The organism is Pseudomonas sp. B707, from assembly GCF_022496685.1.
Classification (GTDB): Bacteria; Pseudomonadota; Gammaproteobacteria; order Pseudomonadales; family Pseudomonadaceae; genus Aquipseudomonas; species Aquipseudomonas paraglycinae.
Map to the genome: position 1 here is coordinate 417,358 of NZ_WTVE01000035.1, position 24,334 is coordinate 441,691.

28 protein-coding genes are annotated in these 24,334 nt (G+C 61.5%); 15 read left to right on the plus strand and 13 right to left on the minus strand.

What is annotated here, in order from left to right; all coding sequences use genetic code 11:
* Positions 1 to 83: 83 nt before the first annotated feature.
* Positions 84 to 1,646 (minus strand): sigma-54-dependent phenylalanine hydroxylase transcriptional regulator PhhR, encoded by a 1,563-nt coding sequence (locus GQX66_RS27090; protein WP_011333015.1) that lies wholly within the window; start codon positions 1,644 to 1,646, stop codon positions 84 to 86.
* Positions 1,647 to 1,926: 280 nt separating this feature from the next.
* Between GQX66_RS27090 and phhA the strand changes: the two genes are divergently transcribed.
* The 6 genes from phhA to GQX66_RS27115 all read left to right on the plus strand — a co-directional run bounded on the left by phhA (position 1,927) and on the right by GQX66_RS27115 (position 6,286).
* A complete protein-coding gene (gene phhA, locus GQX66_RS27095; RefSeq protein WP_011333014.1) occupies positions 1,927 to 2,718 on the plus strand; it encodes a phenylalanine 4-monooxygenase in 792 nt (263 codons plus the stop codon).
* 110 nt (positions 2,719 to 2,828) lie between these two features.
* Entirely contained in the window at positions 2,829 to 3,185 is a 357-nt protein-coding gene (locus GQX66_RS27100; protein WP_003222798.1) for a 4a-hydroxytetrahydrobiopterin dehydratase, read from the plus strand.
* Positions 3,185 to 4,378, plus strand: a complete 1,194-nt coding sequence (locus tag GQX66_RS27105) for an amino acid aminotransferase (protein WP_085683027.1) — start codon at positions 3,185 to 3,187, stop codon at positions 4,376 to 4,378. Before GQX66_RS27100 ends, GQX66_RS27105 begins: the two co-directional genes overlap by 1 nt.
* Before the next feature lie 240 nt (positions 4,379 to 4,618).
* Positions 4,619 to 4,750, plus strand: a complete 132-nt coding sequence (locus GQX66_RS28535) for a hypothetical protein (protein ID WP_007958347.1) — start codon at positions 4,619 to 4,621, stop codon at positions 4,748 to 4,750.
* A gap of 73 nt (positions 4,751 to 4,823) precedes the next feature.
* Positions 4,824 to 5,003 carry a hypothetical protein gene (locus tag GQX66_RS27110; RefSeq protein WP_007958348.1) on the plus strand — a complete coding sequence of 60 codons (180 nt, stop codon included), beginning with the start codon at positions 4,824 to 4,826 and terminating at the stop codon, positions 5,001 to 5,003.
* A 95-nt stretch (positions 5,004 to 5,098) separates the two neighbouring features.
* Positions 5,099 to 6,286 (plus strand): MFS transporter, encoded by a 1,188-nt coding sequence (locus GQX66_RS27115; protein WP_240872056.1) that lies wholly within the window; start codon positions 5,099 to 5,101, stop codon positions 6,284 to 6,286.
* On the opposite strand, the gene arfB is transcribed toward GQX66_RS27115, so the two are convergent.
* The 9 genes from arfB to GQX66_RS27160 all read right to left on the minus strand — a co-directional run bounded on the left by arfB (position 6,283) and on the right by GQX66_RS27160 (position 14,695).
* The gene (gene arfB, locus GQX66_RS27120; RefSeq protein ID WP_011333010.1) at positions 6,283 to 6,696 is read right to left on the minus strand and encodes an alternative ribosome rescue aminoacyl-tRNA hydrolase ArfB; all 414 of its coding nucleotides are present in this window, start codon (positions 6,694 to 6,696) and stop codon (positions 6,283 to 6,285) included. The genes GQX66_RS27115 and arfB overlap by 4 nt on opposite strands.
* 21 nt (positions 6,697 to 6,717) lie before the next feature.
* Entirely contained in the window at positions 6,718 to 7,413 is a 696-nt protein-coding gene (locus tag GQX66_RS27125) for a pentapeptide repeat-containing protein (protein WP_240872044.1), read from the minus strand.
* A gap of 108 nt (positions 7,414 to 7,521) precedes the next feature.
* The gene (locus GQX66_RS27130) at positions 7,522 to 8,937 is read right to left on the minus strand and encodes an amino acid permease (protein WP_129973378.1); all 1,416 of its coding nucleotides are present in this window, start codon (positions 8,935 to 8,937) and stop codon (positions 7,522 to 7,524) included.
* Positions 8,938 to 9,785: 848 nt separating this feature from the next.
* The gene (gene rluB / locus GQX66_RS27135; RefSeq protein ID WP_085747142.1) at positions 9,786 to 11,003 is read right to left on the minus strand and encodes a 23S rRNA pseudouridine(2605) synthase RluB; all 1,218 of its coding nucleotides are present in this window, start codon (positions 11,001 to 11,003) and stop codon (positions 9,786 to 9,788) included.
* Positions 11,004 to 11,156: 153 nt separating this feature from the next.
* Positions 11,157 to 11,348: a DUF1289 domain-containing protein gene (locus tag GQX66_RS27140; RefSeq protein WP_007958358.1), complete on the minus strand. Its 192-nt coding sequence runs from the start codon at positions 11,346 to 11,348 to the stop codon at positions 11,157 to 11,159.
* Between the two features lie 2 nt (positions 11,349 to 11,350).
* Positions 11,351 to 12,358, minus strand: coding sequence for an SMC-Scp complex subunit ScpB (gene scpB / locus GQX66_RS27145; RefSeq protein WP_240872045.1), 1,008 nt, complete (start codon positions 12,356 to 12,358; stop codon positions 11,351 to 11,353).
* 11 nt (positions 12,359 to 12,369) lie between these two features.
* Positions 12,370 to 13,068, minus strand: coding sequence for a ScpA family protein (locus GQX66_RS27150; RefSeq protein ID WP_170844946.1), 699 nt, complete (start codon positions 13,066 to 13,068; stop codon positions 12,370 to 12,372).
* Positions 13,069 to 13,188: 120 nt separating this feature from the next.
* Positions 13,189 to 13,818: an L-threonylcarbamoyladenylate synthase gene (locus tag GQX66_RS27155; protein ID WP_102686021.1), complete on the minus strand. Its 630-nt coding sequence runs from the start codon at positions 13,816 to 13,818 to the stop codon at positions 13,189 to 13,191.
* Between the two features lie 13 nt (positions 13,819 to 13,831).
* The gene (locus GQX66_RS27160; protein WP_240872046.1) at positions 13,832 to 14,695 is read right to left on the minus strand and encodes a PHP domain-containing protein; all 864 of its coding nucleotides are present in this window, start codon (positions 14,693 to 14,695) and stop codon (positions 13,832 to 13,834) included.
* An 87-nt stretch (positions 14,696 to 14,782) separates the two neighbouring features.
* Between GQX66_RS27160 and GQX66_RS27165 the strand changes: the two genes are divergently transcribed.
* The 6 genes from GQX66_RS27165 (at position 14,783) to GQX66_RS27190 (ending at position 18,890) form a co-directional block, all read left to right on the plus strand.
* Positions 14,783 to 15,379, plus strand: coding sequence for a septation protein A (locus tag GQX66_RS27165; protein ID WP_007958367.1), 597 nt, complete (start codon positions 14,783 to 14,785; stop codon positions 15,377 to 15,379).
* A gap of 1 nt (position 15,380) precedes the next feature.
* On the plus strand, positions 15,381 to 15,680 hold the full coding sequence (locus tag GQX66_RS27170) for a YciI family protein (protein WP_011333002.1): 300 nt from the start codon (positions 15,381 to 15,383) through the stop codon (positions 15,678 to 15,680).
* Between the two features lie 120 nt (positions 15,681 to 15,800).
* The gene (locus GQX66_RS27175; RefSeq protein ID WP_085747147.1) at positions 15,801 to 16,211 is read left to right on the plus strand and encodes a translation initiation factor 2; all 411 of its coding nucleotides are present in this window, start codon (positions 15,801 to 15,803) and stop codon (positions 16,209 to 16,211) included.
* A gap of 7 nt (positions 16,212 to 16,218) precedes the next feature.
* Positions 16,219 to 16,896 (plus strand): response regulator transcription factor, encoded by a 678-nt coding sequence (locus tag GQX66_RS27180; protein ID WP_240872047.1) that lies wholly within the window; start codon positions 16,219 to 16,221, stop codon positions 16,894 to 16,896.
* A gap of 136 nt (positions 16,897 to 17,032) precedes the next feature.
* A complete protein-coding gene (locus GQX66_RS27185) occupies positions 17,033 to 17,482 on the plus strand; it encodes a Spy/CpxP family protein refolding chaperone (RefSeq protein WP_085605711.1) in 450 nt (149 codons plus the stop codon).
* A 67-nt stretch (positions 17,483 to 17,549) separates the two neighbouring features.
* The gene (locus tag GQX66_RS27190) at positions 17,550 to 18,890 is read left to right on the plus strand and encodes a HAMP domain-containing sensor histidine kinase (RefSeq protein ID WP_240872048.1); all 1,341 of its coding nucleotides are present in this window, start codon (positions 17,550 to 17,552) and stop codon (positions 18,888 to 18,890) included.
* Between the two features lie 240 nt (positions 18,891 to 19,130).
* On the opposite strand, the gene GQX66_RS27195 is transcribed toward GQX66_RS27190, so the two are convergent.
* Positions 19,131 to 19,697, minus strand: coding sequence for a nitroreductase family protein (locus GQX66_RS27195; protein ID WP_240872049.1), 567 nt, complete (start codon positions 19,695 to 19,697; stop codon positions 19,131 to 19,133).
* A gap of 121 nt (positions 19,698 to 19,818) precedes the next feature.
* Here GQX66_RS27195 and GQX66_RS27200 point away from each other — a divergent pair, with 121 nt between their 5' ends.
* Positions 19,819 to 21,273, plus strand: a complete 1,455-nt coding sequence (locus GQX66_RS27200) for a TrkH family potassium uptake protein (RefSeq protein ID WP_085747151.1) — start codon at positions 19,819 to 19,821, stop codon at positions 21,271 to 21,273.
* On the opposite strand, the gene GQX66_RS27205 is transcribed toward GQX66_RS27200, so the two are convergent.
* Complete coding sequence (locus tag GQX66_RS27205; protein WP_207252641.1) at positions 21,230 to 22,291, minus strand: AraC family transcriptional regulator; 1,062 nt, start codon at positions 22,289 to 22,291, stop codon at positions 21,230 to 21,232. The genes GQX66_RS27200 and GQX66_RS27205 overlap by 44 nt on opposite strands.
* A gap of 167 nt (positions 22,292 to 22,458) precedes the next feature.
* Here GQX66_RS27205 and GQX66_RS27210 point away from each other — a divergent pair, with 167 nt between their 5' ends.
* Positions 22,459 to 22,770 carry a DUF962 domain-containing protein gene (locus tag GQX66_RS27210; protein ID WP_085747153.1) on the plus strand — a complete coding sequence of 104 codons (312 nt, stop codon included), beginning with the start codon at positions 22,459 to 22,461 and terminating at the stop codon, positions 22,768 to 22,770.
* Positions 22,771 to 22,793: 23 nt separating this feature from the next.
* Complete coding sequence (locus tag GQX66_RS27215; RefSeq protein WP_085605701.1) at positions 22,794 to 23,384, plus strand: HD domain-containing protein; 591 nt, start codon at positions 22,794 to 22,796, stop codon at positions 23,382 to 23,384.
* A 14-nt stretch (positions 23,385 to 23,398) separates the two neighbouring features.
* Here GQX66_RS27215 and GQX66_RS27220 read toward each other — a convergent pair whose 3' ends face one another.
* A complete protein-coding gene (locus GQX66_RS27220) occupies positions 23,399 to 24,214 on the minus strand; it encodes a UDP-2,3-diacylglucosamine diphosphatase (protein WP_007958385.1) in 816 nt (271 codons plus the stop codon).
* Positions 24,215 to 24,334: the final 120 nt, after the last annotated feature.

Consider the following 24,334-nt stretch of genomic DNA (forward strand, 5'->3'; position numbering starts at 1 on the left):
TTGCGAGGATGAGGGAAATGTATCGAAGTCGAAAAACCGGCGGTGTCATGCCGCTTGGCGGCAAACACCCGATCCGGCCGTGATCACTCGGACGCGTCCTTGCCGACTTCATACTCACGCAGCTTGTTGGCAATCGTGGTGTGCGAAACCCCGAGCCGCTTGCCCAGTTGCCGGCTGCTCGGATGCTCTGAATACAGTCGCTCCAGTACCGCTTTCTCGAAGCGCCCGACAATCTCGTCCAGCCCGCCTTCGAGGGAGAAATCGCCAAGCGGCTGACGCACGCCGTAATCCGGCAGGCGAATGTGCTCGGCCTTGACTGTGCCGCCGTCGCACAGCGAAACCGCCTGGAACAGCACGTTCTCGAGCTGCCGCACGTTGCCCGGCCAATGGTAGTGACTGAGCCGGTCCATCGCCGCCGGTGCCAGTTTCGGCAGCGGGCAACCGATCTGCCGACTGGCCTGATCGAGGAAGTGCTCCACCAGCGGCGTCAAACCGTCGAGGCATTCGCGCAGTGGCGGGATGTGCAGCGACAGCACGTTCAAGCGGTGATACAGATCCTGGCGAAACTCGCCTCGTGCGCACAACTCCGACAAGTCGACCTGGGTTGCGCAGATCACCCGCACATCCAGGTAAACCTCTTCATCACTGCCCACCCGCCGGAAGCAGCCGTCCTGCAGAAAGCGCAGCAATTTCACCTGCAAGCGCGGGCTCATTTCGCCGACGCCATCGAGAAACAACGTGCCGCCCGCCGTCAGCTCCAGCAGCCCGAGCTTGCCTTCGGCGCGCGCGCCTTCAAAGGCACCGGGGCCGTAGCCGAACAGTTCGGTCTCGGCCATCGACTCAGGCAGCCCTGCGCAGTTGAGCGCCATCAACGGCGATTGTCCGCGCGGACTCGCCAAATGGCAGGCCCGTGCCAGCAATTCTTTGCCGGTGCCGGTTTCGCCTTCAATCAATAGCGGTGCATCCAGCGGTGCCATGCGCCGTGCTTCACGCACCACCGCCGCCATCACTTTCGAGCTCTGGAAGATGCTGTCGAAGCCACGCAACTCTTGTTTGCGCACGTTATAGATGCGCTCGCCGACGCGGTCCGCACGGTGCAAGGTCAGCACGGCACCGGCCATGGCCTCGCTGTCGTCGTGTTCCGATTGCAGCGGCGCGATGTCGGCAAGAAAGATGTCGCCCTTGACCTTGACCCGCATGCCGTTGATTCGCGATTTGTTGGCGCGCACCAGTTCCGGCAGATCGAAATCCTCGGCGTAACGCGACAACGGAATCCCCGGCACCTCGTCCACCCGTACCCCGAGCAACTGCGCCGCCGCACGGTTGGCCGCGACGATGGAGCCGCCCATGTCGATCGACAGCACCGGAAATTCCAGCGCGCCGAGCAACGCATTCAACTCCATATGCCGCCGCTCGCTGGGCATCAGCCCTACACGCTTGACGCCGAACACCCCGGCAATCGCCTCGAACTTGGGTCGCAATGCCTGGAACTGAATGTTGATCAGGTTCGGGCAATGCAGATAGATCGCGTTGCCATGCTCACCGCCCACCTCGCCACGGGCGACGTTGATCCCGTACTCCACCAGCAGATTGAGAATGTCGCGCAGGATGCCGATGCGATTCTGGCAGTGGACTTTGATACGCATATAAAGGCCCGAAACAGGTGAAGAGGTGGTCTGACGCCGGAATTTTCTGCGCAGCGCGCAAGATAGTCGTCAAGATTATGTGACAGCCATCGGCCTTTTCAAACCCGACAGTCACCGCAAACACGACTTATCGCACGAAGCGTAACGAAAATTTTACGAATTAAAGAGACTTTTCCTACTCCACCAGTCTTCAACCTGCTGCAACAACGAACGTTCCGGGGTATTTCTCAGTCCATCGCAGGACATAACAAGAACGAAATTCCCCTCGCAGGAGAGCAGTATGAAGCAGACGCAATACGTGGCCCGCGAGCCCGATGCGCAAGGTTTTATCGACTACCCCGCCGAAGAACACGCGGTGTGGAACACGCTGATCACCCGCCAGTTGAAAGTGATCGAGGGTCGCGCGTGCCAGGAATACCTGGACGGTATCGAAAAACTCGGTCTGCCCCACGACCGCATTCCGCAACTGGGCGAGATCAACAAGGTGCTCGGCGAGACTACCGGTTGGCAGGTTGCCCGCGTTCCCGCGCTGATCCCTTTCCAGACCTTTTTCGAATTGCTCGCCAGCAAGCAGTTTCCGGTGGCCACGTTCATTCGCACCCGTGAAGAACTGGACTACCTGCAAGAGCCGGACATTTTCCACGAGATCTTTGGCCACTGCCCGCTGCTGACCAACCCGTGGTTCGCCGAATTCACCCACACCTACGGCAAGCTCGGCCTGCAAGCCACCAAGGAAGAACGCGTTTATCTGGCGCGCCTGTACTGGATGACCATCGAGTTCGGCCTGGTCGACACCCCGCAAGGCAAACGCATCTACGGCGGCGGCATCCTGTCTTCACCGAAAGAAACCGTTTATTCGCTGTCGGACGAGCCCGAGCATCAGGCCTTCGATCCGCTGGAAGCGATGCGCACGCCGTATCGCATCGACATCCTGCAACCGCTGTATTTTGTCCTGCCGAACCTCAAGCGCCTGTTCGACCTGGCCCACGAAGACATCATGGCCATGGTCAAGCAAGGCATGCAGCTGGGTCTGCACGCACCGAAGTTTCCGCCAAAACCAAAAGCCGCGTGACCCGCGACTTTTGCTTACAAGTGAGTCTGTCCGTCGTCGCCACTTTGGTTTAGCGTGGCGACACTGACCGCCAATATAAAAAAATACCTTCAGATTTCAGGAAGTCCACCATGTCCACTTTGAACCAAGCCCATTGCGAAGCCTGCCGTGCCGATGCCCCACAAGTCAGCGATGAAGAACTGCCGATCCTGATCAAGCAGATCCCTGACTGGAACATCGAAGTACGCGACAGCATCATGCAGCTGGAAAAAGTCTTCCTGTTCAAGAATTTCAAGCACGCGCTGGCCTTCACCAACGCCGTCGGCGAGATCTCCGAGGCCGAAGGTCACCACCCGGGTCTGCTGACCGAGTGGGGCAAAGTCACCGTGACCTGGTGGAGCCACTCGATCAAAGGCCTGCACCGCAACGACTTCATCATGGCCGCGCGCACTGACGAAGTGGCCAAGACCGCAGAAGGACGCAAGTAATGCACTTCGACGCCATCGGCCGGGTGCCCGGCGACCCGATCCTCGGCCTGATGGAGGCCTACGCGCAGGACTCCAACCCGCGCAAGTTCGACCTCGGCGTGGGCGTCTACAAGGATGCCCAGGGCCTGACGCCAATCCCCGAGGCGGTGAAAATCGCCGAGGCGCGTCTGGTCGAGAGCCAGGACACCAAGACCTACATCGGTGGCCACGGCAATCCGCTGTTCGGCAAGGTCATCAACGAGCTGGTGCTCGGTGCCGATTCGGCACTGATCGCCGAGCAACGCGCCGGCGCCACCCAGACCCCGGGTGGCACGGGCGCCCTGCGCCTGGCAGCGGATTTCATCGCGCAATGCCTGCCGGGCAAAGGCGTATGGCTGAGCAACCCGACCTGGCCGATCCACGAAACGATTTTCGCGGCCGCCGGGGTCAAGATCAGCCATTACCCGTACGTCGGCAGCGACAACCGCCTCGACGTCGATGCGATGCTCGCCGTGCTCAATGAAGTGCCGAAAGGCGATGTGGTGCTGCTGCACGCGTGCTGCCACAACCCGACCGGTTTCGACCTGAGCCACGACGACTGGCAGCGGGTGCTGGAGGTGGTCCGTCGCCGCGATCTGCTGCCGCTGATCGACTTTGCCTACCAGGGCTTCGGCGACGGTCTGGAGCAGGATGCGTGGTCGACCCGACTGTTCGCCGCCGAGTTGCCCGAGCTACTGATCACCAGCTCCTGCTCGAAGAACTTCGGTTTATATCGCGACCGCACCGGTGCGTTGATTGTGAGCGCGAAAACCGCTGACAAGCTGATCGACATCCGCAGCCAGCTGGCGCACATCGCCCGCAACCTGTGGTCGACGCCACCGGATCACGGCGCGGCTGTCGTCGCCACGATCCTCGCCGACCCGGAGCTGAAACGCCGCTGGGCCGACGAAGTGGAAGCCATGCGCCTGCGCATCGCCCAATTGCGCAGCGGTCTGGTGGAAGCGCTGGAACCGCACGGCCTGCGCGAGCGTTTTGCACACATTGGCGTGCAACGCGGGATGTTTTCCTACACCGGTCTGTCGCCGGAACAGGTGAAAAACCTGCGCGAGCATCACAGCGTGTACATGGTCAGCTCGGGCCGGGCCAACGTTGCCGGGATTGATGCGACGCGTCTCGACTTGCTGGCAGAAGCGATCGCCAACGTCTGCAAATAACTCCCCCTTGTCTTGATCGTTCCCACGCTCCGCGTGGGAACGATCAGGCGCACTCATCGCGAGCAGGCTCGCTCCCACATTTGCCCTGCGTCACCCTGTCGCACTTGTCTAGACAATCCCGCCCGTCGAAACAAATGGATTTAAAAATCTGTTTGTCACTTTTCCTGCTGTATCCTTCGCAGGCTTTCTGAAAGCGCGGATCTACCAGATCTATCAACAGACTTAGCGAGGAGCGCAACCATGCACGAGATTCCGAATCTCCCCTTCCCAAGCCTGCACGAAACTGAGCAGACGACCACGCAACAAGCCGGTGCCCAACAGCCCGAGCCGAAAGAAGCCGCCGAGAGCCGTCCGGCCGACAGCGAAGAGTAAGCAACACCCGCCGTACAGACCGTGTGGAAAGCGCTAACATGCGCTTTCCACACTGCCTGAAACCTGAGCCGCCATGTCCAAAGAATTCGATGAACAACAGGCCGAGATCCTGATCGGTGCCACCGAAAAGATGATCGAGATCTGGAGCCGTCTCTCGCCCGAGAAACAGGCCGCCCTGCTCGCCCGTTTCGGCAGCGAAGAAAACGCGCTGGCCGCACTGGTCACCACGCAATTGGTCGCCCCGGCCAAATAGTTTTACTTTTCCCCGCCCCAGACGCGTCTGCATCGGTATCATGAGCAGCCTATCTATTCTGCTCTTCCCGTGGATCGTAATTCATGTCGTCCTCTATGCCAGAACCCCAGCGTCCCCTGGCGGTCACGCTGCAAGTCGTTTCCATCGTCCTGTTCACCTTCATCGGCTACCTGAACATCGGCATTCCGCTGGCGGTGCTGCCAGGTTATGTGCACAGCGACCTGGGCTTCGGCGCGGTCATCGCCGGGCTGGTAATCAGCGTGCAATACCTCGCCACCCTGCTCAGTCGCCCGTATGCCGGCAAGATCATCGACAACCAGGGCAGTAAACGTGCGGTGATGATTGGTCTGGCCGGGTGTGGCTTGAGCGGTGTGTTCATGCTGATTTCGGCGTGGACGCCCCACCTGCCGCTGCTGAGCCTGATCAGCCTGTTCGTCGGCCGTCTGGTGCTGGGCAGCGCTGAAAGCCTGGTCGGCTCAGGCTCGATCGGTTGGGGCATCGGCCGCGTCGGCGCCGTCAACACAGCCAAAGTCATCTCGTGGAACGGCATCGCCAGTTACGGCGCGCTGGCGGTCGGTGCGCCGCTGGGCGTGTGGCTGGTCAGCCGTTTTGGTTTGTGGAGCATGGGTGTGAGCATTCTGCTGCTGGCCACGCTGGGGCTGCTGCTGGCTTGGCCGAAAACCGCCGCGCCGATCGTGGCCGGCGAGCGTCTGCCATTCATGCACGTTCTCGGTCGCGTCTTCCCGCATGGCTGCGGACTGGCGCTGGGCTCGATCGGTTTCGGCACCATCGCCACCTTCATCACCCTGTATTACGCCACGCAGCACTGGGATAACGCGGTGCTGTGCCTGAGCCTGTTCGGCGCCAGCTTCATTGGTGCGCGGCTGCTGTTCGGCAACCTGATCAACCGCCTCGGCGGCTTTCGCGTGGCGATTGCCTGCCTGTCGGTGGAAACCCTGGGTCTGCTGTTGTTGTGGCTGGCGCCGGACGCGCATTGGGCATTGGCCGGTGCGGCATTGAGCGGTTTCGGTTTCTCGCTGGTGTTCCCGGCGCTGGGCGTGGAAGCCGTGAACCTGGTGCCGGCCTCCAGCCGAGGCGCGGCAGTCGGGGCCTATTCGTTGTTCATCGACTTGTCGCTGGGGATCACCGGGCCGCTGGCGGGTGCGATTGCAGCGGGCTTCGGTTTTGCCTCGATATTCCTGTTCGCCGCCCTCGCCGCGCTGAGCGGTCTGGCATTGAGCGTCTATCTGTACCGCCACACGGCGAAGTACCGCGAAGACTAGAAATCCACCTTGCCGCGCCCGGCCTTGATGCTGCCGCGCTTGGTTTTCGATTCGAGCCGACGCTTCTTTGAACCCAGCGTCGGCTTGGTCGGCCGGCGCTTCTTCTCGACCTTGGTGGCGCTGAGAATCAGCTCGGTCAAACGTTCCAGCGCATCGGCGCGATTCTGTTCCTGCGTGCGATATTGCTGGGCCTTGATGATCAGCACACCGTCGCCGGTGATGCGACTGTCACGCAGCGCCAGCAGACGCTCCTTGTAGAATTCGGGCAAGGACGAGGCCGGAATGTCGAAGCGCAGGTGCACGGCGCTGGAGACCTTGTTGACGTTCTGCCCTCCGGCGCCCTGGGCGCGGATGTACGTCAGTTCGATCTCTGCGTCCGGCAGATGCACATTGTTGGAAATCACCAGCATGGAAACTCTACCTTCAAGTCGCTAAGCGACAGACAACCCCAGTTCGGACAACAGCATCGATGCCTGGGCCCGGGAAATCACCGCCCCTTTGAACAGTTTGGCATCGTTGAGCCGAAAGCCGCTCAAATCAGCACCGCGCAGGTCGGCATCGGTAAACCTGGCGCCATTGATCCGTGCGTGAGCCAGGCTGCACTCGATGAACTCGGCCTTGCGAAAGTCGGCATCGCTCAAGTCCGCATCGGAGAAATCCAGACCGTTCAACGTCGTGCGGGCGAACGACATGCCGGCCAGAAATGCGCTGTTGAGTCGGGTCTCACTGAACGACAGACCCAGGCTGGAGGTGTGACTGAAGTTGGCACCGGTCAGCTTGCAGCCGGTGAAAGCGACCTGCGCCAGTTTCGCCCGCTGCCAGCGTGTGTTGTTCAAATCGCAACTGCTGAACGAGGCCTCCAGCAACTGCGCCGCTTCGAACACCGCGTGGGCACCCCGGCAGCCCTTCCATTGAGTCGTTTCGAGGCGGGCACCGAGAAATTGCGTGCGCAGCAGAATGCAGCGCTGGAACTCGGCGCGATCCAGCGTCAGTCGCGACAGATCGACATCGGTGAAATCCACCCCGATAAACCGCAGCGGCAAGCGCTGGGACGCGATCAACGCCTGCACATCATCACGCGTCAGCGCGTCTCCTTCGACCTCGTAGTGCGTTTGCACCTGATCCATGCCCGACTCCTTCGCGATTCAATTGGCGCCGGCAGTCTATCGTCACTTCGCGTAGGACCGGGCACAAAAAAGCCGGCGGAAGCCGGCTATTTTGTTGTCGTCCGTTGCCTACTTGGCCGCGGCCCCAAGCACCGCGCGTTGATCGCTGCGCTTGTTCTTGATCACGTAGCAGACCCACATGAACACCACCCACACCGGGATCGCGTACACCGAGATCTGAATGCCCGGGATCAGCAGCATCACGCCGAGGATGAACAGGACGAACGCCAGGCAGATGTAGTTGCCGTACGGGTACCACAGCGCCTTGAACAGCGGCTTCTGATTGGTCTTGTTCATGTGCTGGCGGAACTTGAAGTGCGAGAAGCTGATCATCGCCCAGTTGATCACCAGCGTTGCAACCACCAGCGACATCAGCAGTTCCAGCGCGTGTTGCGGGATCAGGTAGTTGAGCAGCACCGCCACCAGAGTCACTGCCGCCGACGCCAGGATCGAACGCACCGGCACGCCGCGCTTGTCGATCTTCGCCAGCGCTTTCGGCGCATCGCCCTGCTCGGCCATGCCCAGCAGCATGCGGCTGTTGCAGTAGGTGCCGCTGTTGTACACCGACAATGCCGCGGTCAGTACCACGAAGTTGAGGATGTGCGCAGCGGTGTTGCTGCCAAGCATCGAGAACACCTGCACGAACGGGCTGCCGCTGTAGGAATCGCCCGAAGCGTTGAGGGTTTCCAGCAGGCTGTCCCACGGGGTCAGCGACAACAGGATCACCAGCGCGCCGATGTAGAAAATCAGGATCCGGTAGATCACCTGGTTGATCGCTTTCGGGATCACGGTTTTCGGCTTGTCGGCTTCGGCTGCGGTGAAACCGAGCATTTCCAGACCGCCGAAGGAGAACATGATGATCGCCATGGCCATTACCAGACCGCTGACGCCGTTCGGGAAGAAGCCACCGTGGGACCACAGGTTGCTAACGGCCGCCTGCTCGCCGCCATGGCCGCTGACCAGCAGATAACTGCCCAGGGCGATCATGCCGACGATCGCCACGACCTTGATGATCGCGAACCAGAATTCGGCTTCACCGAAGACTTTGACGTTGGCCAGGTTGATCGCATTGATCAGCACGAAGAACGCGGCAGCGGTGACCCAGCTCGGGATCTCCGGCGCCCAGTAGTGGATGTATTTGCCGACCGCGGTCAGCTCCGACATGCCCACCAGGATGTACAGGATCCAGCAGTTCCAGCCCGACAGGAAACCGGCAAAACCGCCCCAGTATTTGTGCGCAAAGTGGCTGAAAGAGCCGGCCACCGGCTCTTCGACGATCATTTCGCCGAGCTGGCGCATGATCATGAAGGCGATGAAGCCGCAGATGGCGTAGCCGAGGATCATCGACGGGCCGGCGGATTTCAGCACCCCGGCCGAGCCGAGGAACAATCCGGTACCGATCGCGCCACCGAGGGCGATCAGTTGAATATGGCGATTTTTCAGGCCGCGTTTCAGCTCGCCTGATTGCGAGTTTTGTCCACTCATGAAAAAGGTCTCACGCAAGGTTTGATGATGTTCAGTAGACGTTGCTGCAAGGTTGCGATTTCAGCCAACCTTGATCAAACCCCAGCGCAGGCACCAGGAATTCAGCTTTTTTACAACGGTCATGCGTCACCTGTTTGTTTTTATCTGTGACGAAATCGAACCCGACACGCTCGTGACGCGGCGGAGTGAACAAGGCGGATAAACCTTGAGGTTTGCGCGATTACGCAGAGGGTCACAGTTAAAACGCGGCGCATTGTACACCGCTAACCCCCTGCTGCCAGACCTCGCCGGATCAGCGTGTCGGTTGCCGGGATTGCATGTGTCCACCCCGGGAGGCCCGGGCGGCTGCAAAAATTGAGTCAGGCCTTTGCAGGCCATCGGCGTGGACGATGGAAAATCCGCCCAACGTGGAGAAGTGAAAATGGATATCGGCGTTCATTGCGCCTCCTTCTTGTTATGCACCTGCACGACAGGCATGCAGCGCATCTCACCTTCCAAACGTCGCTGAAACAAGCGCGCCAGAGCGCCGCGCAAGGCCCGGCGGGACTGGCTCCGGCAGATTTTCCTTACAGTCTGATAAAGACACCCGATTTAAGGGTCTGCGACGGCCTTTTCGTAAATATTCACTGACAGTGCGTAACGTAAAGTTTCCACTCCAGACCCATCGAAGCCCGGAGCAGCGATTGACGTTAGCTGACTAACTATTTGAAAGGCGTTAAGTTTTTTGTTTTAAAACAAGAAAAACACGCCTGAAAAAAGAAATAAAAAGTCCAAAAAAAAACGCCAACCCTAAGGTTGGCGTTTCTGTTTTTCAGCTTGAAGCTTGCCGCTCGAAGCTTACAACCGCGTTATTCCGGCTTCTTGCGACCGAAACCCGGACGCTGGCCGGAACCGGCCGGTGCGCCACGGCGCTTGCCCGACGGCTTGTCATCGTCAGCCAGCTTGATGCCTGGACGCTTCGGCGCCGGCTTGGCCGGACGCTTGGTGTCGGCTGGACGATCCGCCACCGGCGTACCGCGACCTTCGCCCCGCTCGGTACGGCCATTGGCCGGACGCGGAGTGCGTGGACCGCGCTCGCCATCCGGACGCGCTGCCGGCTTGCGGCCTGGACGCTCGCCTTCGATCTGCGGCTCGCGGACCGGACGTGGACCGGCGCCAATCGGTGCACCGTTGGCCGGACGCAGGGTGCGCACGCGCTCGGTACGGGCCATCGGACGCGACGACTTGCGCTGCATCCGGTCGAGCTTGTCTTTGCTCTTGGCGTTCAGTTGCGGCATGGCCACCGGGGTCAGGCCGACTTCGGCGCTCAGCACGTCGACTTCGTACTGGCTCATTTCGCGCCAGCGGCCCATCGGCAGGTCGGAGTTGAGGAAAACCGGGCCGAAACGCACGCGCTTCAGGCGGCTGACCACCAGGCCCTGGGATTCCCACAGGCGACGTACTTCACGGTTACGGCCTTCCATCACCACGCAGTGATACCAGTGGTTGAAGCCTTCGCCGCCCGGTGCCTGTTGAATGTCGGTGAAACGCGCCGGGCCGTCTTCCAGCACAACGCCGGCCTTCAGGCGCTCGATCATTTCGTCATCGACTTCGCCACGTACACGCACCGCGTACTCACGATCCATCTCGTAGGACGGGTGCATCAGGCGGTTGGCCAGCTCACCGTCGGTGGTGAACATCAGCAGACCGGTGGTGTTGATGTCGAGACGACCGATGTTGATCCAGCGGCCTTCTTTCGGACGCGGCAGCTTGTCGAACACGGTCGGACGGCCTTCCGGGTCGTCACGGGTGCAGATCTCGCCATCGGGCTTGTTGTACATGATCACGCGGCGCACCGACTCGGCGGCTTCTTCGCGCTTGATGACTTTGCCATCAATGGTGATGGCGTCGTGCATGTCGACACGCAGGCCCAAGGTGGCGTCTTTGCCATTGACCTTGATGCGGCCGGCAGCGATCCAGGATTCGACATCACGGCGCGAGCCGACGCCGATACGGGCGAGGACTTTCTGCAGCTTTTCGCCTGCTGGGCCGATTTCCTGGTCGTCTTTCTGATTGATGTCACTCATCTGGGCACCTCCCGGTGTGGTCTGTTCAGCGGCGCTGAATGAGCCGCTGAGGCGTTGAAATCTGGGTTTTCGGGCGAAGGGATAGCCGAAGGGTCGCGAATCATACGCGGATGTGGCCGCGCGCGCATCAGAGACTAGTCGATCAGGGCAAGGTTATTTCTTTTTCCGCCGACCGGTGGCCCCGAGCTTGATCAGACGCAGCGCGGCTTCGGCCAGCACAGTGCGCTTGTCGTCCTTGTCGAGTTTCTTCCAGGCCCGTATCTCGCGCTTGCTGCGCCCGCAACCGAGGCAGATGTCGTCGCTGAACTTGCAGACGCTGATGCACGGGTCTTTGGTCGAGCTCATGCTCAATCCTCGAACTCGCGACGTTCGGCTTCGATGGCTTCGGCCAGGGCGCGGGCCTCGGCCTCTTCTTCGCTCAACTCTTCCTCGGCGGCGGGTTCCGGTGCGGGCTGTTCAAGCCGGGCGACGGCGGCCAGCAGCTTTTCCCGGGCTTCGGCCACGCCGAGCACATCGTCTTCCTGCTCAGGCTCGGGCTCGAATTCAGGCTCATGCTCAAATTCAGTTTCGAACTCATCCTCAACCGGCGGCTCGACCGGATCGAACTCAACCCCGGTCGGCATCGATTCACCGCCCGCCCCGTCACGCAGCAAGTCGTCAAAGTCGGTCTTGATCCCCTCCTCCATGCTGTCCAGTTCCAGCAGAAGGGTGTGGAAACTGGTTTCTTCCTTCGGCTCATCCGGCTCGGCACTGGCGTCGGCCAGCTCCTGCAAGCCCGGTGGCACGGGAGCGTCGTCGAAGTCGAGCACCGGATCCGCCTCGATTTCGCGCAACTCGGCCAGCGGCGGCAGGTCGTCAAGGTTCTTCAGGTTGAAGTGGTCGAGAAACGCCTTGGTGGTGGCGAACATCGCCGGTTTGCCCGGCACGTCGCGGTAACCGACGATGCGGATCCACTCACGCTCCATCAGCGTCTTGACGATGTTGGTGTTGACCGCCACGCCCCGCACATCCTCGATCTCGCCTCGGGTGATCGGCTGGCGATAGGCGATCAACGCCATGGTTTCCAGCAGCGCCCGGGAATAGCGCTGCGGGCGCTCTTCCCACAGTCGACCGACCCACGGCGCGAACTTCTCGCGGATTTGCAGGCGATAGCCCGACGCAACTTCCTTGAGCTCGAACGCCCGGCCTTCGCAGGATTTGCCGAGCAGGGTCAGGGCTTTCTTGAAGACCGGCGGTTCCGGGCGCTCACCTTCTTCGAACAGTTCATACAGGCGCTCGAGGGATTGCGGCTTTCCCGAGGCCAACAGAAAGGCTTCAAGCAGGGACGCCAGCTCGCGGGGTTCAGTCAGGTTCATATCGGGACTCGTTATTCGGCTCGGGCTCGCACGTGGATCGCGGCGAACGGCTCATTCTGCACCAGCTCGATCAGGGATTCCTTGACCAGTTCAAGGATCGCCATGAAGGTCACCACCACCCCGAGCTTGCCCTCCTCGGCGGTGAACAGCTCGACGAACGGCACAAACCCGCCGCCCTTGAGCCGCTCCAGCACATCGCTCATACGCTCGCGGGTGGACAGCGCCTCGCGGCTGACCTGATGGCTTTCGAACATGTCGCCCCGGCGCAGCACTTCGGCCATGGACATCAGGATTTCTTCCAGCGCCACGTCGGGCAAGAGTTTGCGCGCCCGGGCTTCCGGAGCATCGAGCTTGGGCACGATCACGTCGCGACCGACCCGGCTCAGGCCATCGATGCCTTCGGCGGCAGCCTTGAACCGTTCGTACTCCTGCAGGCGACGAATCAGCTCGGCGCGCGGGTCGTCCTCTTCGTCCTCGACGGTTTCGGCCCGAGGCAGCAGCATCCGCGACTTGATCTCGGCCAGCATCGCGGCCATCACCAGGTATTCGGCGGCCAGTTCCAGACGCACCGACTGCATAAGCTCGACATAACCCATGTACTGGCGGGTGATTTCCGCCACCGGGATGTCGAGGATGTTGATGTTCTGTTTGCGGATCAGGTACAGCAGCAGATCGAGCGGGCCTTCGAAGGCTTCGAGGAAGACTTCCAGCGCGTCGGGCGGGATGTACAGGTCCAGCGGCATTTCCGTGACGGCCTGGCCATAGACCATGGCAAACGGCAGTTCCTGCTGGGCACCGGCCTGGGGATCAACGGTTTCCACTGCGGACATTCAGGCCTCGACCATGAATGGGGCAGGATCGCCGCAACCGACGCGGATCACTTCCGGATCATCGCCCGTGAGGTCGATCACGGTGGAGGCCTTGATACCGCCGGAACCGCCGTCGATGATCAGGTCGACCTGATGCTCGAGCAACTGGCGCATTTCGTACGGATCGCTCAACGGGTCTTCATCGCCCGGCATGATCAGGGTCACGCTCATCAACGGCTCTCCCAGTTCGGCCAGCAGCGCCAGCGCGATCGGATGGCTCGGCACCCGCAGACCGATGGTGCGTTTCTTCGGATGCAGCAGCAGGCGCGGCACTTCGCGGGTGGCGTTGAGGATGAAGGTGTACGGCCCTGGCAAGTGGGCTTTGAGGATTCGAAACGTCCCGGTGTCGATCTTGGCGTAATTGCCCAGTTGCGAAAGGTCGCTGCAGATCAGTGCGAAGTTGTGCTTTTCGTCAAGCTGACGCAGGCGTCGAACGCGCTCGATGCCGTTCTTGTCGCCGATCTGGCAGCCGATTGCGTAGGAGGAGTCCGTGGGATAGACCACCACTCCGCCCTTGCGGATGATCTCGACCGCCTGTTTGATCAGGCGCGCTTGCGGGTTTTCCGGATGAATCTGGAAAAATTGACTCACATTCTCTACCTGTTCAGACGGCGGCAATAACTGTGTCATGTTTGAACCGACACCACAGGGGTGGAAGGTCCTCCGGCACCGGCCGGTACTGGCCGATCTCGGACCAGCCACCAGGGCCATGGAAATCACTGCCGGCGCTGACCAGCAGACCGAACTCACGGGCAAGGATTGCCAGGCTGCCCACCTGTTCCGCAGGCTGATGACCGTTGACCACTTCGATCGCATGCCCGCCTGCTTGAATATAGTCGGCAATCAGCTTTCGGCGCTTGCTGTGGGTGAAATCGTAGTGCCACGGATGCGCCAGGCTGACCCAGGCGCCGGCGGCTCGCAGCGTGCCGACGGTGTCTTCGAGGGTCGGCCAATGCTGCTTGACGTCCCCAAGCTTGCCGGCGCCGAGCCATTTGCGAAACGCCTCGGCGCGATCCTTTACAAAACCTTCACGCACCATCCAGTCGGCGAAATGCGGGCGGGCCGGCGCGTTACCGCTGTCGCCCAGTTCCTGCTGGATCTGCCGCGCGCCGTCGAGCGCATTCGGCATGCCCTTGAGGGCGAGCTTGCGGCTTATTTCCTCAGACCGCAGCCAGCGGCCGTCGTGCAACTGGGCAATCGCCTCGACCAGCGGCGCGGCGTTGACGTCGAAACCGTAGCCGAGTACGTGAATGGTCGCCCCGCCCCAGGTGCAGGACAACTCGACGCCGTTGACCAGTTGCATGCCCAGCGCCTCGGCGGCCGTGCGCGCTTCGGCGAGGCCTTCTAGGGTGTCGTGATCGGTCAGGGCCAGGACTCGCACGCCGTTCTCGAACGCACGCGCAACCAGTGCCGCAGGCGCCAGGGCGCCGTCGGAGGCCGTGCTGTGGCAGTGCAAATCGACATTCACGGGGATGTGTAACCTCAAATCAGCTGGCGCTATCGCGCGCCCATATGTTTGTTATTATGCCGCCACATCCAGCTTCTGGCTCTCACTGTGAAACAATTCATCGATTTCATCCCGCTTCTGCTGTTCTTCATCGTCTACAAACTCGATCCACGCACCGTCGACGTTGCCGGCCATGAACTGACGGTAGGCGGCATTTACAGTGCAACCGCCGTGCTGATCATCAGCTCCCTGGTGGTGTACGGCGCGATCTTCATCAAGCAGCGCAAGCTGGAGAAGAGCCAGTGGCTGACGCTGGTCGCCTGCCTCGTGTTCGGCAGCCTGACCCTGGCCTTTCACAGCGAAACCTTCCTGAAATGGAAAGCCCCGGTGGTCAACTGGCTGTTCGCCCTGGCCTTCATCGGCAGCCATTTCATCGGTGACCGCCTGCTGATCAAGCGCATCATGGGCCACGCGCTGACCCTGCCGGATCCGGTCTGGACCCGTTTGAACATCGCCTGGATCGGTTTCTTCCTGTTCTGCGGTGCCGCCAACCTGTTCGTCGCCTTCACCTTCCAGGACTACTGGGTGGACTTCAAGGTGTTCGGCAGCCTGGGCTTGACCGTGCTGTTCCTGGTCGCTCAAGGCATCTACCTGTCCCGTCACCTGCACGACGCCGATACCACAACGCCAAAAACCGAGGACTGACATGCTCTACGCCATCATTGCCACCGACGTCGCCAACTCCCTGGAAGCCCGCCTCGCTGCGCGCCCGGCACACCTTGAACGCCTGCAAGTGCTCAAGGGCGAAGGCCGCATCGTACTGGCCGGCCCGCACCCGGCGGTCGACAGCAATGATCCGGGCGCAGCAGGTTTCAGCGGCAGCCTGATCGTTGCCGAATTCGACTCCCTGAGCGCGGCGCAAGCCTGGGCCGATGCCGACCCGTACATCGCCGCCGGCGTTTACGCCAACGTGATCGTCAAGCCGTTCAAGCAAGTCCTGCCGTAGCCGCCCCCGCCAATGTCCCCACGCGATGAACCTTGTCGGTTCATCGCGTTCTCAATCGCTCATTATTCTCGTTTGCCGGCCGACAACCTGCCCAATATCCATTTGGAAACAGGAGTCGCGATGCGCAAGGGTCCGTTGTGTCTGATGTTGGTCACGTTGTCGATCGTGGCGCCCGCCCATGGTGAAGAAAGCACCGAAGGCGGCAGCTCCACACCGCTTTCGTTGAGCGCCGGCAGTCAGATCACCGAGTTGCAGCAGCGCCTGAAGGCCAGCGAGCAGCAACGGGAAGAACTGAGCAAACAACTGCAAAACGCCGACAACACCCGCGAAAGCGCCCAGCTCGCCCGGCTGCGCCAAGAGAACCAGCGTCTGAAGCTGCAACTCAAGGAAGCCCAGGCCAGCCCGCTGCCGCGCCTGCTTACCGAACAGCAGCAATGGTTCGTCACCGGGGCCGGGGTAGCGCTATTGGCGCTGCTCTGCGGTATCTTTGCCAGTGGAGCAAGCCGAAAACGTCGGCAATGGCTAAATTGAGTGAGTCATGAGCGAGCTGTTACTGATTGATGATGACCAGGAGTTGTGCGAACTCCTGAGTAGCTGGCTGAGCCAGGAAGGCTTTCAGGTCCGGGCCTGCCACGATGGTCAGAGCGCCCGCAAGGCGCTGGCCGAAACCGCGCCGGCGGCCGTGGTGCTGGACGTGATGCTGCCCGACGGCAGCGGTCTGGAACTGCTCAAGCAATTGCGCAGCGATCACGCCGACCTGCCGGTGTTGATGCTCTCGGCCCGGGGCGAGCCGCTGGACCGGATCCTCGGCCTGGAACTGGGCGCCGACGATTACCTGGCCAAACCCTGCGATCCGCGCGAACTGACCGCCCGCCTGCGCGCCGTGCTGCGCCGCAGTCATCCGGCCGCAGTGTCGACCCAGCTCGAGCTGGGCGACCTGAGCTTCAGCCCGGTGCGCGGCGTGGTCAGTATCGACGAAAAGGAATTCACCCTCACCGTGTCCGAAAGTCGCCTGCTCGAAGCCCTGCTCAAGCAACCGGGCGAGCCGCTGGACAAACAGGAACTGGCGCAGATCGCCCTCGGCCGCAAGCTGACCCTGTACGACCGCAGCCTGGACATGCACGTCAGCAACCTGCGCAAAAAGATCGGCCCGCACGCCGACGGTCGCCCGCGCATCGTTGCCCTGCGCAGCCGTGGCTACTACTACAGCCTCTGATCGTCTGTCAGTTTTGTCAGGTCGGCGCGAAAACGTGTTTACCCAAGCTTTACACAGCGCTGACCGCCGCTGACCTTGATCTCCGTAATCTGTACTCATCCGGAACGTACCGGGAACGAGACAAAGGAGATTCACCATGCGCAAGACTCTTATCGCTCTGATGTTTGCCGCTGCCCTGCCGACCGTCGCCATGGCCATGCCACAGGATGGCGGCCCGATGGGTGGCCCGCTGGACGGCCCGCGCCATGGCGGTCAGATGCACGGCATGCACGGCAAAGGCCCGTACAGCCAGCTGGACCTGTCCCGCGAACAGCGCGAGCAGATCCGCAAGATCATGGGCGAGCAGATGCACGAGCGTAAGCAGACGGTCGACAAATACCTGGAGAAACTCTCGCCAGCCGACCAGAAAGCCATGAAGGACGAGATGGCGGCCAACCACAAGAAAGCCGAGTCCGATGTCCGCGCCGTGTTGAAACCGGATCAACAGAAGAAATTCGACGAGATCCAGAAGAAACAGGCCGAGCGTCGCGCCGAATGGGCCGAGTTCAAAGCCTGGAAAGCGCAACAGCCGCAAAAGGCGCAATAATGTTCTAGCGTCATGCCCCGACCCAACGGCTCACCGCCGTTGGGTTTTCTTTGTTTGAGGATTTTCTGTGCGTTCATTGTTCTGGCGTATCCTCGCCAGCTTCTGGCTGGCCATCGCTCTGGTTGCAGGGCTTTCCATTCTGCTGGGGCACATGCTCAACCAGGACGCGTGGATCCTCAGCCGCCATCCGGGCCTCAACACTCTGGCCGCCGAATGGACGCAGACTTACGAAGCCCAGGGCGAAAACGCCGCCCAGGACATCCTCGAACAGCGCAAGCGCCAGTACCACATCGACGTGCAAGTGCTGAACGAAACCGGCGACCCGGTGGTGCGCGGCACCTTCCCCCGGCGCGCGGCCGCCTTCGAGGCGCGGCAGAACAACGATGACCGTCGCCTGCCATGGCGCCGTCTGACCGACGAATTCACCAGCGACAAAAGCGGCGACACCTACCTCTTCATCTACCGCATCCCGCACCCCGAACTCGACGCCTGGCACCGCGAAAGCCTACTCTGGCCATTGAGTGCGCTGGGCATTGCGTTGGTGGTGCTGACCCTGTTCAGCCTGCTGGTGACGTTTTCCATCACTCGCCCGCTCAGTCGCCTGCGCGGTGCAGTGCATGACCTCGGCCAGACCACCTATCAACAGAACAGCCTGGCGCAACTGGCCAACCGTCGGGATGAATTCGGTGTGCTGGCCAATGACTTCAACCGCATGGGTGCCCGTCTGCAAAGCCTGATCGGCAGTCAGCGTCAGTTGCTGCGTGATGTCTCCCACGAATTGCGCTCGCCGCTGGCACGCCTGCGCATCGCCCTGGCACTGGCCGAACGGGCCAGCCCGGAAGAACGGGAAAAACTCTGGCCTCGCCTGACCCGCGAGTGTGATCGGCTGGAAGCGCTGATCAGTGAAATTCTGGTGCTGGCGCGGGTCGATGCCGACAACGCCAGCGCCGAAGACGTGGATCTGAATGCCTTGCTCGCCACCCTGCAAAAGGACGCGCAGCTGGGCTCGCCAGAGCAGACCGTGCGTCTGGAGGCCGAGCCGGCACTCAATCTGACAGGCTGGCCGACCATGATCGAGCGCGCCGTGGACAACCTGCTGCGCAATGCCCAGCGCTTCAACCCGGTCGGGCAGTCGATTGAAATGCAGGCGTCACGTCAGGGTGAGCGGATCGTGGTCAGCGTGCGTGACCATGGGCCGGGGGTGCAGGCCGAGCATCTAAGCCAGTTGGGCGAACCGTTTTATCGGGCGCCGGGGCAGACCGCTGCCGGGCATGGCCTGGGACTGGCGATTGCCCGGCGGGCGGCGGAGCGGCATGGCGGGACGCTGGTGCTGGCCAATCACCCGCAGGGCGGGTTTGTGGCCAGTCTTGAGTTGCCGCTGGTGCCTGGGGCGATTGTCCAGCCCTAAATAGCTGCCCTCACCCCAGCCCTCTCCCGGAGGGAGAGGGAGCCGACCGAGGTGTCTTGCGTCATACATCAACCTGAAAAATCGAGTCGATTATGGATCTGCCAAGCACGTGAACCGAGTCAATTCCGGACTCGGCAAAGCTCTTCCAGGTCGGTGAACCTCTGAAGCATCCCCCAATCAGTCCCCTCTCCCCCCGGGAGAGGGTTAGGGTGAGGGCGCTTTTTAAGCTTTTAAGGCCCTTTAAGCCTTACCCGGCCAGGCACTGACAAACTCCGCCAGATCAACCTTCTCGGCCACCCGCGGTTCTTTCTGCGGCGTGCCGAGGTAAAGGAAGGCAATCACCTCTTCGTCATCCGTCAGGCCCAAACCCTTGGCGACATGTTTCGAATAAGCCAGATCACCCGTGCGCCACACCGCGCCAATCCCCTGCGCGTAAGCGGCCAGCAGAATCCCGTGCGCCGCACAGCCCGCCGCCAGCAACTGCTCGGCCTTCGGGTATTTGACGTAATCCTGCAATTTGGCGATGACCACGACCACCAGCGGCGCCCGCAGCGGGCCGTTGCGGGCCTTGTCGATCATCGCTTCGGTGACTTCGCCTTCCTGCATTTTTGCAGCTTCGGCCAGCAACTCGCCCATCTGCTCACGCGCCGTGCCTTCGACGGTCAGGAAGCGATACGGCTGCAAATGGCCGTGATCCGGTGCGCGGGTCGCGGCGGCGAACAGCACTTCGCGCTGTTCGGCGGTGGGGGCCGGATCGATCAGTCGTGGAACGGAAACACGGTTGAGCAAAGCGTCGAGAGCCTGCATCGGCCACCTCCTGAAAAAAATGTCCGGCTATTCTAGCTGCAAGTGATCCAGACGCGTCGGTTTACATGCCTTGCACCGCAGGTAGAATGGCGCCCTTCCCACATCAGCCCGAGCGGACTTCATGGCGTTGCCGACCTTACGGATCATTGGTTTCATCATCGGCATCTTCCTGATCACCCTGGCCATCGCCATGGTCGTGCCCATGGCCACCCTGGTGATTTTCGAGCGCACCGGCGATCTGCCGTCGTTCCTCTGGGCGAGCATGATCACCTTCCTCGCCGGCCTGGCGCTGGTGATTCCCGGTCGCCCGGAGCACATTCACCTGCGCCCCCGGGACATGTACCTGCTGACCGTCAGCAGCTGGCTGGTGGTGTGCATCTTTGCTGCACTGCCGTTTTTGCTGACCCAGCACATCAGCTACACCGACTCGTTCTTCGAAAGCATGTCCGGCATCACGGCCACCGGCTCGACCGTGCTCAACCATCTGGACGACATGTCCCCCGGCATCCTGATGTGGCGCTCGCTGCTGCACTGGATCGGCGGCATCGGCTTCATCGGCATGGCGGTGGCGATCCTGCCGCTGCTGCGCATCGGTGGCATGCGGCTGTTCCAGACCGAATCCTCGGACCGCTCGGAGAAGGTCATGCCCCGCTCGCACATGGTGGCGCGGCTGATCGTGGCGGCGTACGTCGGCATCACGATTCTCGGCAGCCTGGCGTTCTGGTGGGCCGGGATGAGCCCGTTCGATGCGATCAACCACGCGATGTCGGCGATTTCCACCGGCGGGTTCTCGACCTCCGACCAGTCCCTGGCCAAGTGGACGCAACCGGCGGTGCACTGGGTCGCGGTGGTGGTGATGATTCTCGGCAGCCTGCCGTTCACCCTGTACGTGGCGACGCTGCGCGGCAACCGCCGGGCGTTGATCAAGGATCAACAGGTGCAGGGTCTGCTCGGGATGTTGCTGGTGACCTGGCTGGTGCTCGGCACCTGGTACTGGTGGACCACCAACCTGCATTGGCTGGACGCGCTGCGGCATGTGGCGCTGAACGTGACGTCAGTGGTCACCACCACCGGTTTCGCGCTGGGCGACTACAGCCTGTGGGGCAACTTCTCGCTGATGCTGTTCTTCTATCTGGGCTTCGTCGGCGGCTGCTCCGGCTCGACGGCGGGCGGGATCAAGATCTTCCGTTTCCAGGTCGCCTACATCCTGCTCAAGGCCAACCTTAACCAGCTGATTCACCCGCGAGCGGTGATCAAGCAGAAGTACAACGGTCATCGCCTCGACGAGGAAATCGTTCGTTCGATTCTGACCTTTTCGTTCTTCTTCGCCATCACCATCTGCGTGATCGCCCTGCTGCTGTCGCTGTTGGGCGTGGACTGGATGACGGCGTTGACCGGTGCCGCCAGCACCGTCTCCGGCGTCGGCCCGGGCCTGGGCGAGACCATCGGCCCGGCCGGCAACTTCGCCAGCCTGCCGGATGCGGCCAAGTGGATTCTGTCGTTCGGCATGCTGCTCGGCCGACTGGAGATCATTACGGTGTTTGTACTGTGTATTCCGGCGTTCTGGCGTCACTGATCGCCTTCGGCGCCTCGAGCAACCGCGCCCGGTAATCGCCGGGCGTGGTGTCGAACCAGCGGCGGAAGGCGCGGAAGAAATTGCTCGGGTCGGCAAAGCCCAGCAGATAGGCAATCTCCAGCAAGGTCATGCTCGGCTGCGCCAGATATTGCTCGGCGAGTTCGCGGCGGGTGTCGTCGAGCAACTGCTGAAAACTGGTGCCCTCCTCCTGCAAGCGTCGTTGCAAGGTGCGCTGGGACAAGTGCAGGGTCTGCGCCACAGTGTCGCGCTTCGGCTCGCCCTGCGGCAGCAGGCGGCACAGCACCTGACGCGCCTTGTGCGTCACGCGACTTTCGGAAAACCGCGCCAGATATTCCCCGGCAAACCGGTCATGCAGCAGCGCCATCGCCTCGTTGGCGGTGGGCAGTGGCGCTTCCATGTCGGCCCGCTCGAAGATCAGCGCGTCATACGGCGCGTTGAACACCAGCGGTGCATGAAAGGCTCGTTTATAGGGTTCAAGATCATCCGGCTGGTCGCCCTGCACCAGCACTTTGCGCGGGTGCAGCGTGCGTCCGGTCAGCCAGCCGCACAACGCGAGCGCGCAGGCCAGCGAGGCTTCGGCACTTTGCCGGGTCGGCGGCAGATGATCGCCGTGCACCGTCAGGATCAGCGCATAACCTTCGTCGAGCAGGCGAAAACTCAGGTCGGCACTTTCGGCGATGATCCGCTGATAACGCACCAGTCGCTGAAAACCTTCCGCCAGCGTATTGCTGGACATCAGCGCATAGCCCGCTACATGAAACGAAGCCGGCCGCACCACCTTGCCCATATTCAGGCCGATCGCCGGATTGCCGGACAGCTCGACCGCCCGTTGCCAGAGTCGGGTCATGGAATCCTGCGGGAAGCGTGCGTCCGGGTCCTCCAGCGCCGCGTAGTCGAGCCCCAGCTGTCTGAACAAAACCCGGCAATCCAGGCCGTCCATTTCCAGTGCTTTGACAATCCCCATCGCCCAGCTTGCAGAAGTCGTTCGTTCGCTCATGGCGTTTTTTCTTGGATGACATGGTGAGCCGCATACTACGGCCGATTTCCCAAGGATAGTAAAGTGGCGCCGATTGTCACTGGCCGACGCCATTGATCACTCTAGACTCAAATAAGCTACCCGCCGAACAACTTGCAATCAGAACAATAACCACAGAGATCGCAGTCGTGGAAACCATCAAGCATTTCAACAGCTTCGCCGAGTTCTATCCGTATTACCTCAGCGAGCACGGCAACAGCACCTGCCGTCGCCTGCATTTCATCGGCACGACGCTGGTGATCTTCATTCTCGCCCTGACCATCGCCAAGGGCGCCTGGCTGCTTTTACTTGCGTTGCCGCTGGCGGGCTACAGCTTTGCCTGGGTCGGTCATTTCTTTTTCGAGAAAAACCGCCCGGCCACCTTCCAGCACCCGTTCTACAGCCTGCTCGGCGACTTCGTCATGTACCGCGACATGATCCTGGGCCGCGTGCCGTTCTAGAAATTCCGACAAGAGGACTGCCGATGAATGCCACTGCCCGTTTCACCCACATGAAGGACGGCACACAGGACGACTGGGCGATCATTGCGGCGGATTTCAGCGCCTACGCCCGTCAGTTGCCGGGCCGGATCATGGCCCACCTGAAACTGCTCGAAGGCGATTTCGGCGGTTTCCCGGTGGATCGCCTGACCCACTCGCTGCAAACCGCCACCCGCGCCTTTCGCGACGGCCGCGACGAGGAATACGTGGTCTGCGCCCTGCTCCACGACATCGGCGACACCCTCGGTTCCTACAATCACCCGGACATCGCCGCCGCCATCCTCAAGCCGTTCGTCAGCGCCGAGAACCTGTGGATGGTGGAAAAGCACGGGATCTTCCAGGGCTACTACTTCTTCCATCACCTGGGCATGGATCGGCACCTGCGCGAGCAATTCAGCGACCACCCGCAGTTTCTGGCGACCGCGGAGTTCTGCGCCAAATATGACGCGGCGGCGTTCGACCCCGAGTACGACACCTTGCCGCTGAGTTTCTTTGAACCGATGATGGAAAGGCTGTTTGCCCAGCCGAAGAACTCAATCTACAAGGCGGCGATGGAAGAGCACAGCCCGGCCTGAGTTGATTTGAAAACTCAGGCCAGCTCGGCCACCTTCGCCGCTTTCAGTTCGGCTTCCCGCGCCTGCGCATCGGCCAGGCGATACAGCTCGATCGTGCCATCCCAGTGCTCGATCAGCGCCGTGCATGACTCCACCCAGTCGCCGCAGTTGAGGTAATCCACCTCGCCGACCTTGCGGATCTCGGCGTGGTGGATGTGCCCGCAGACCACACCGTGCAACTCGCGCTTCACGCATTCATGGGCGATGGCTTCTTCGAAGTCGCTGATGAAGCTGACCGCCGTCTTCACCTTGTGCTTGAGATAGGCCGACAGCGACCAGTAGCCATAACCGTATTTCGCCCGCCAGTGATTGAGCCAGCGGTTGAGGGTCAGGGTGAACTCGTAGGCTGAATCGCCAAGGAACGCGAGCCAGCGGTGATAGCGGGTGATCACGTCGAACTGGTCACCGTGAATCACCAGCAGATGCCGGCCATCGGCGGTGACGTGCACCGCCTCGTCGACCAGCTGGATATTGCCCAGAATCAGTTTTGAATAGCGGCGCAGGAATTCGTCATGGTTACCGGTGACGTAGATCACCTCGGTGCCGCGCTTGCTCATGGTCAGCAAACGGCGGATCACGTTGGTGTGCGCCTGCGGCCAGTACATGCCGCCGCGCAGTTTCCAGCCGTCGATGATGTCACCGACCAGGTAGATCTTGTCGGCGTGGTAGCCCTTGAGAAATTGCGACAGATGCTCGGCCTGGCAATCCCGCGTGCCCAGGTGCACGTCGGAGATCCACAGGGTGCGAACCCGTTGTTTACGGCTGGGTCTGGCGAGCTCGGCGCTGGTCATGGGCAACCCTCTGCGATGTTTTCGCCACTCTGCGCGCGCCCGGTTAATCGACCATGACAGGTATGCGTCAGTCGTGTGACAAACGCGTCGCCCCTGCGCCGGTGTAGACTGGCGGCTCGC

Bases quoted from the DNA above. Each gene is read 5' to 3' on its own strand.
- GQX66_RS27100 (WP_003222798.1), top strand. From the start codon at position 2,829: ATGTCCACTTTGAACCAAGCCCATTGCGAAGCCTGCCGTGCCGATGCC.
- GQX66_RS28535 (WP_007958347.1), top strand. From the start codon at position 4,619: ATGCACGAGATTCCGAATCTCCCCTTCCCAAGCCTGCACGAAACTGAG.
- GQX66_RS27180 (WP_240872047.1), top strand. From the start codon at position 16,219: ATGAGCGAGCTGTTACTGATTGATGATGACCAGGAGTTGTGCGAACTC.
- GQX66_RS27110 (WP_007958348.1), top strand. From the start codon at position 4,824: ATGTCCAAAGAATTCGATGAACAACAGGCCGAGATCCTGATCGGTGCC.
- GQX66_RS27130 (WP_129973378.1), bottom strand. From the start codon at position 8,937: ATGAGTGGACAAAACTCGCAATCAGGCGAGCTGAAACGCGGCCTGAAA.
- GQX66_RS27115 (WP_240872056.1), top strand. From the start codon at position 5,099: ATGCCAGAACCCCAGCGTCCCCTGGCGGTCACGCTGCAAGTCGTTTCC.
- scpB (WP_240872045.1), bottom strand. From the start codon at position 12,358: ATGAACCTGACTGAACCCCGCGAGCTGGCGTCCCTGCTTGAAGCCTTT.
- GQX66_RS27090 (WP_011333015.1), bottom strand. From the start codon at position 1,646: ATGCGTATCAAAGTCCACTGCCAGAATCGCATCGGCATCCTGCGCGAC.
- GQX66_RS27220 (WP_007958385.1), bottom strand. From the start codon at position 24,214: ATGACCAGCGCCGAGCTCGCCAGACCCAGCCGTAAACAACGGGTTCGC.
- GQX66_RS27185 (WP_085605711.1), top strand. From the start codon at position 17,033: ATGCGCAAGACTCTTATCGCTCTGATGTTTGCCGCTGCCCTGCCGACC.
- GQX66_RS27140 (WP_007958358.1), bottom strand. From the start codon at position 11,348: ATGAGCTCGACCAAAGACCCGTGCATCAGCGTCTGCAAGTTCAGCGAC.
- rluB (WP_085747142.1), bottom strand. From the start codon at position 11,003: ATGAGTGACATCAATCAGAAAGACGACCAGGAAATCGGCCCAGCAGGC.
- GQX66_RS27170 (WP_011333002.1), top strand. From the start codon at position 15,381: ATGCTCTACGCCATCATTGCCACCGACGTCGCCAACTCCCTGGAAGCC.
- GQX66_RS27200 (WP_085747151.1), top strand. From the start codon at position 19,819: ATGGCGTTGCCGACCTTACGGATCATTGGTTTCATCATCGGCATCTTC.
- phhA (WP_011333014.1), top strand. From the start codon at position 1,927: ATGAAGCAGACGCAATACGTGGCCCGCGAGCCCGATGCGCAAGGTTTT.
- GQX66_RS27105 (WP_085683027.1), top strand. From the start codon at position 3,185: ATGCACTTCGACGCCATCGGCCGGGTGCCCGGCGACCCGATCCTCGGC.
- arfB (WP_011333010.1), bottom strand. From the start codon at position 6,696: ATGCTGGTGATTTCCAACAATGTGCATCTGCCGGACGCAGAGATCGAA.
- GQX66_RS27175 (WP_085747147.1), top strand. From the start codon at position 15,801: ATGCGCAAGGGTCCGTTGTGTCTGATGTTGGTCACGTTGTCGATCGTG.
- GQX66_RS27195 (WP_240872049.1), bottom strand. From the start codon at position 19,697: ATGCAGGCTCTCGACGCTTTGCTCAACCGTGTTTCCGTTCCACGACTG.
- GQX66_RS27125 (WP_240872044.1), bottom strand. From the start codon at position 7,413: ATGGATCAGGTGCAAACGCACTACGAGGTCGAAGGAGACGCGCTGACG.
- GQX66_RS27205 (WP_207252641.1), bottom strand. From the start codon at position 22,291: ATGAGCGAACGAACGACTTCTGCAAGCTGGGCGATGGGGATTGTCAAA.
- GQX66_RS27215 (WP_085605701.1), top strand. From the start codon at position 22,794: ATGAATGCCACTGCCCGTTTCACCCACATGAAGGACGGCACACAGGAC.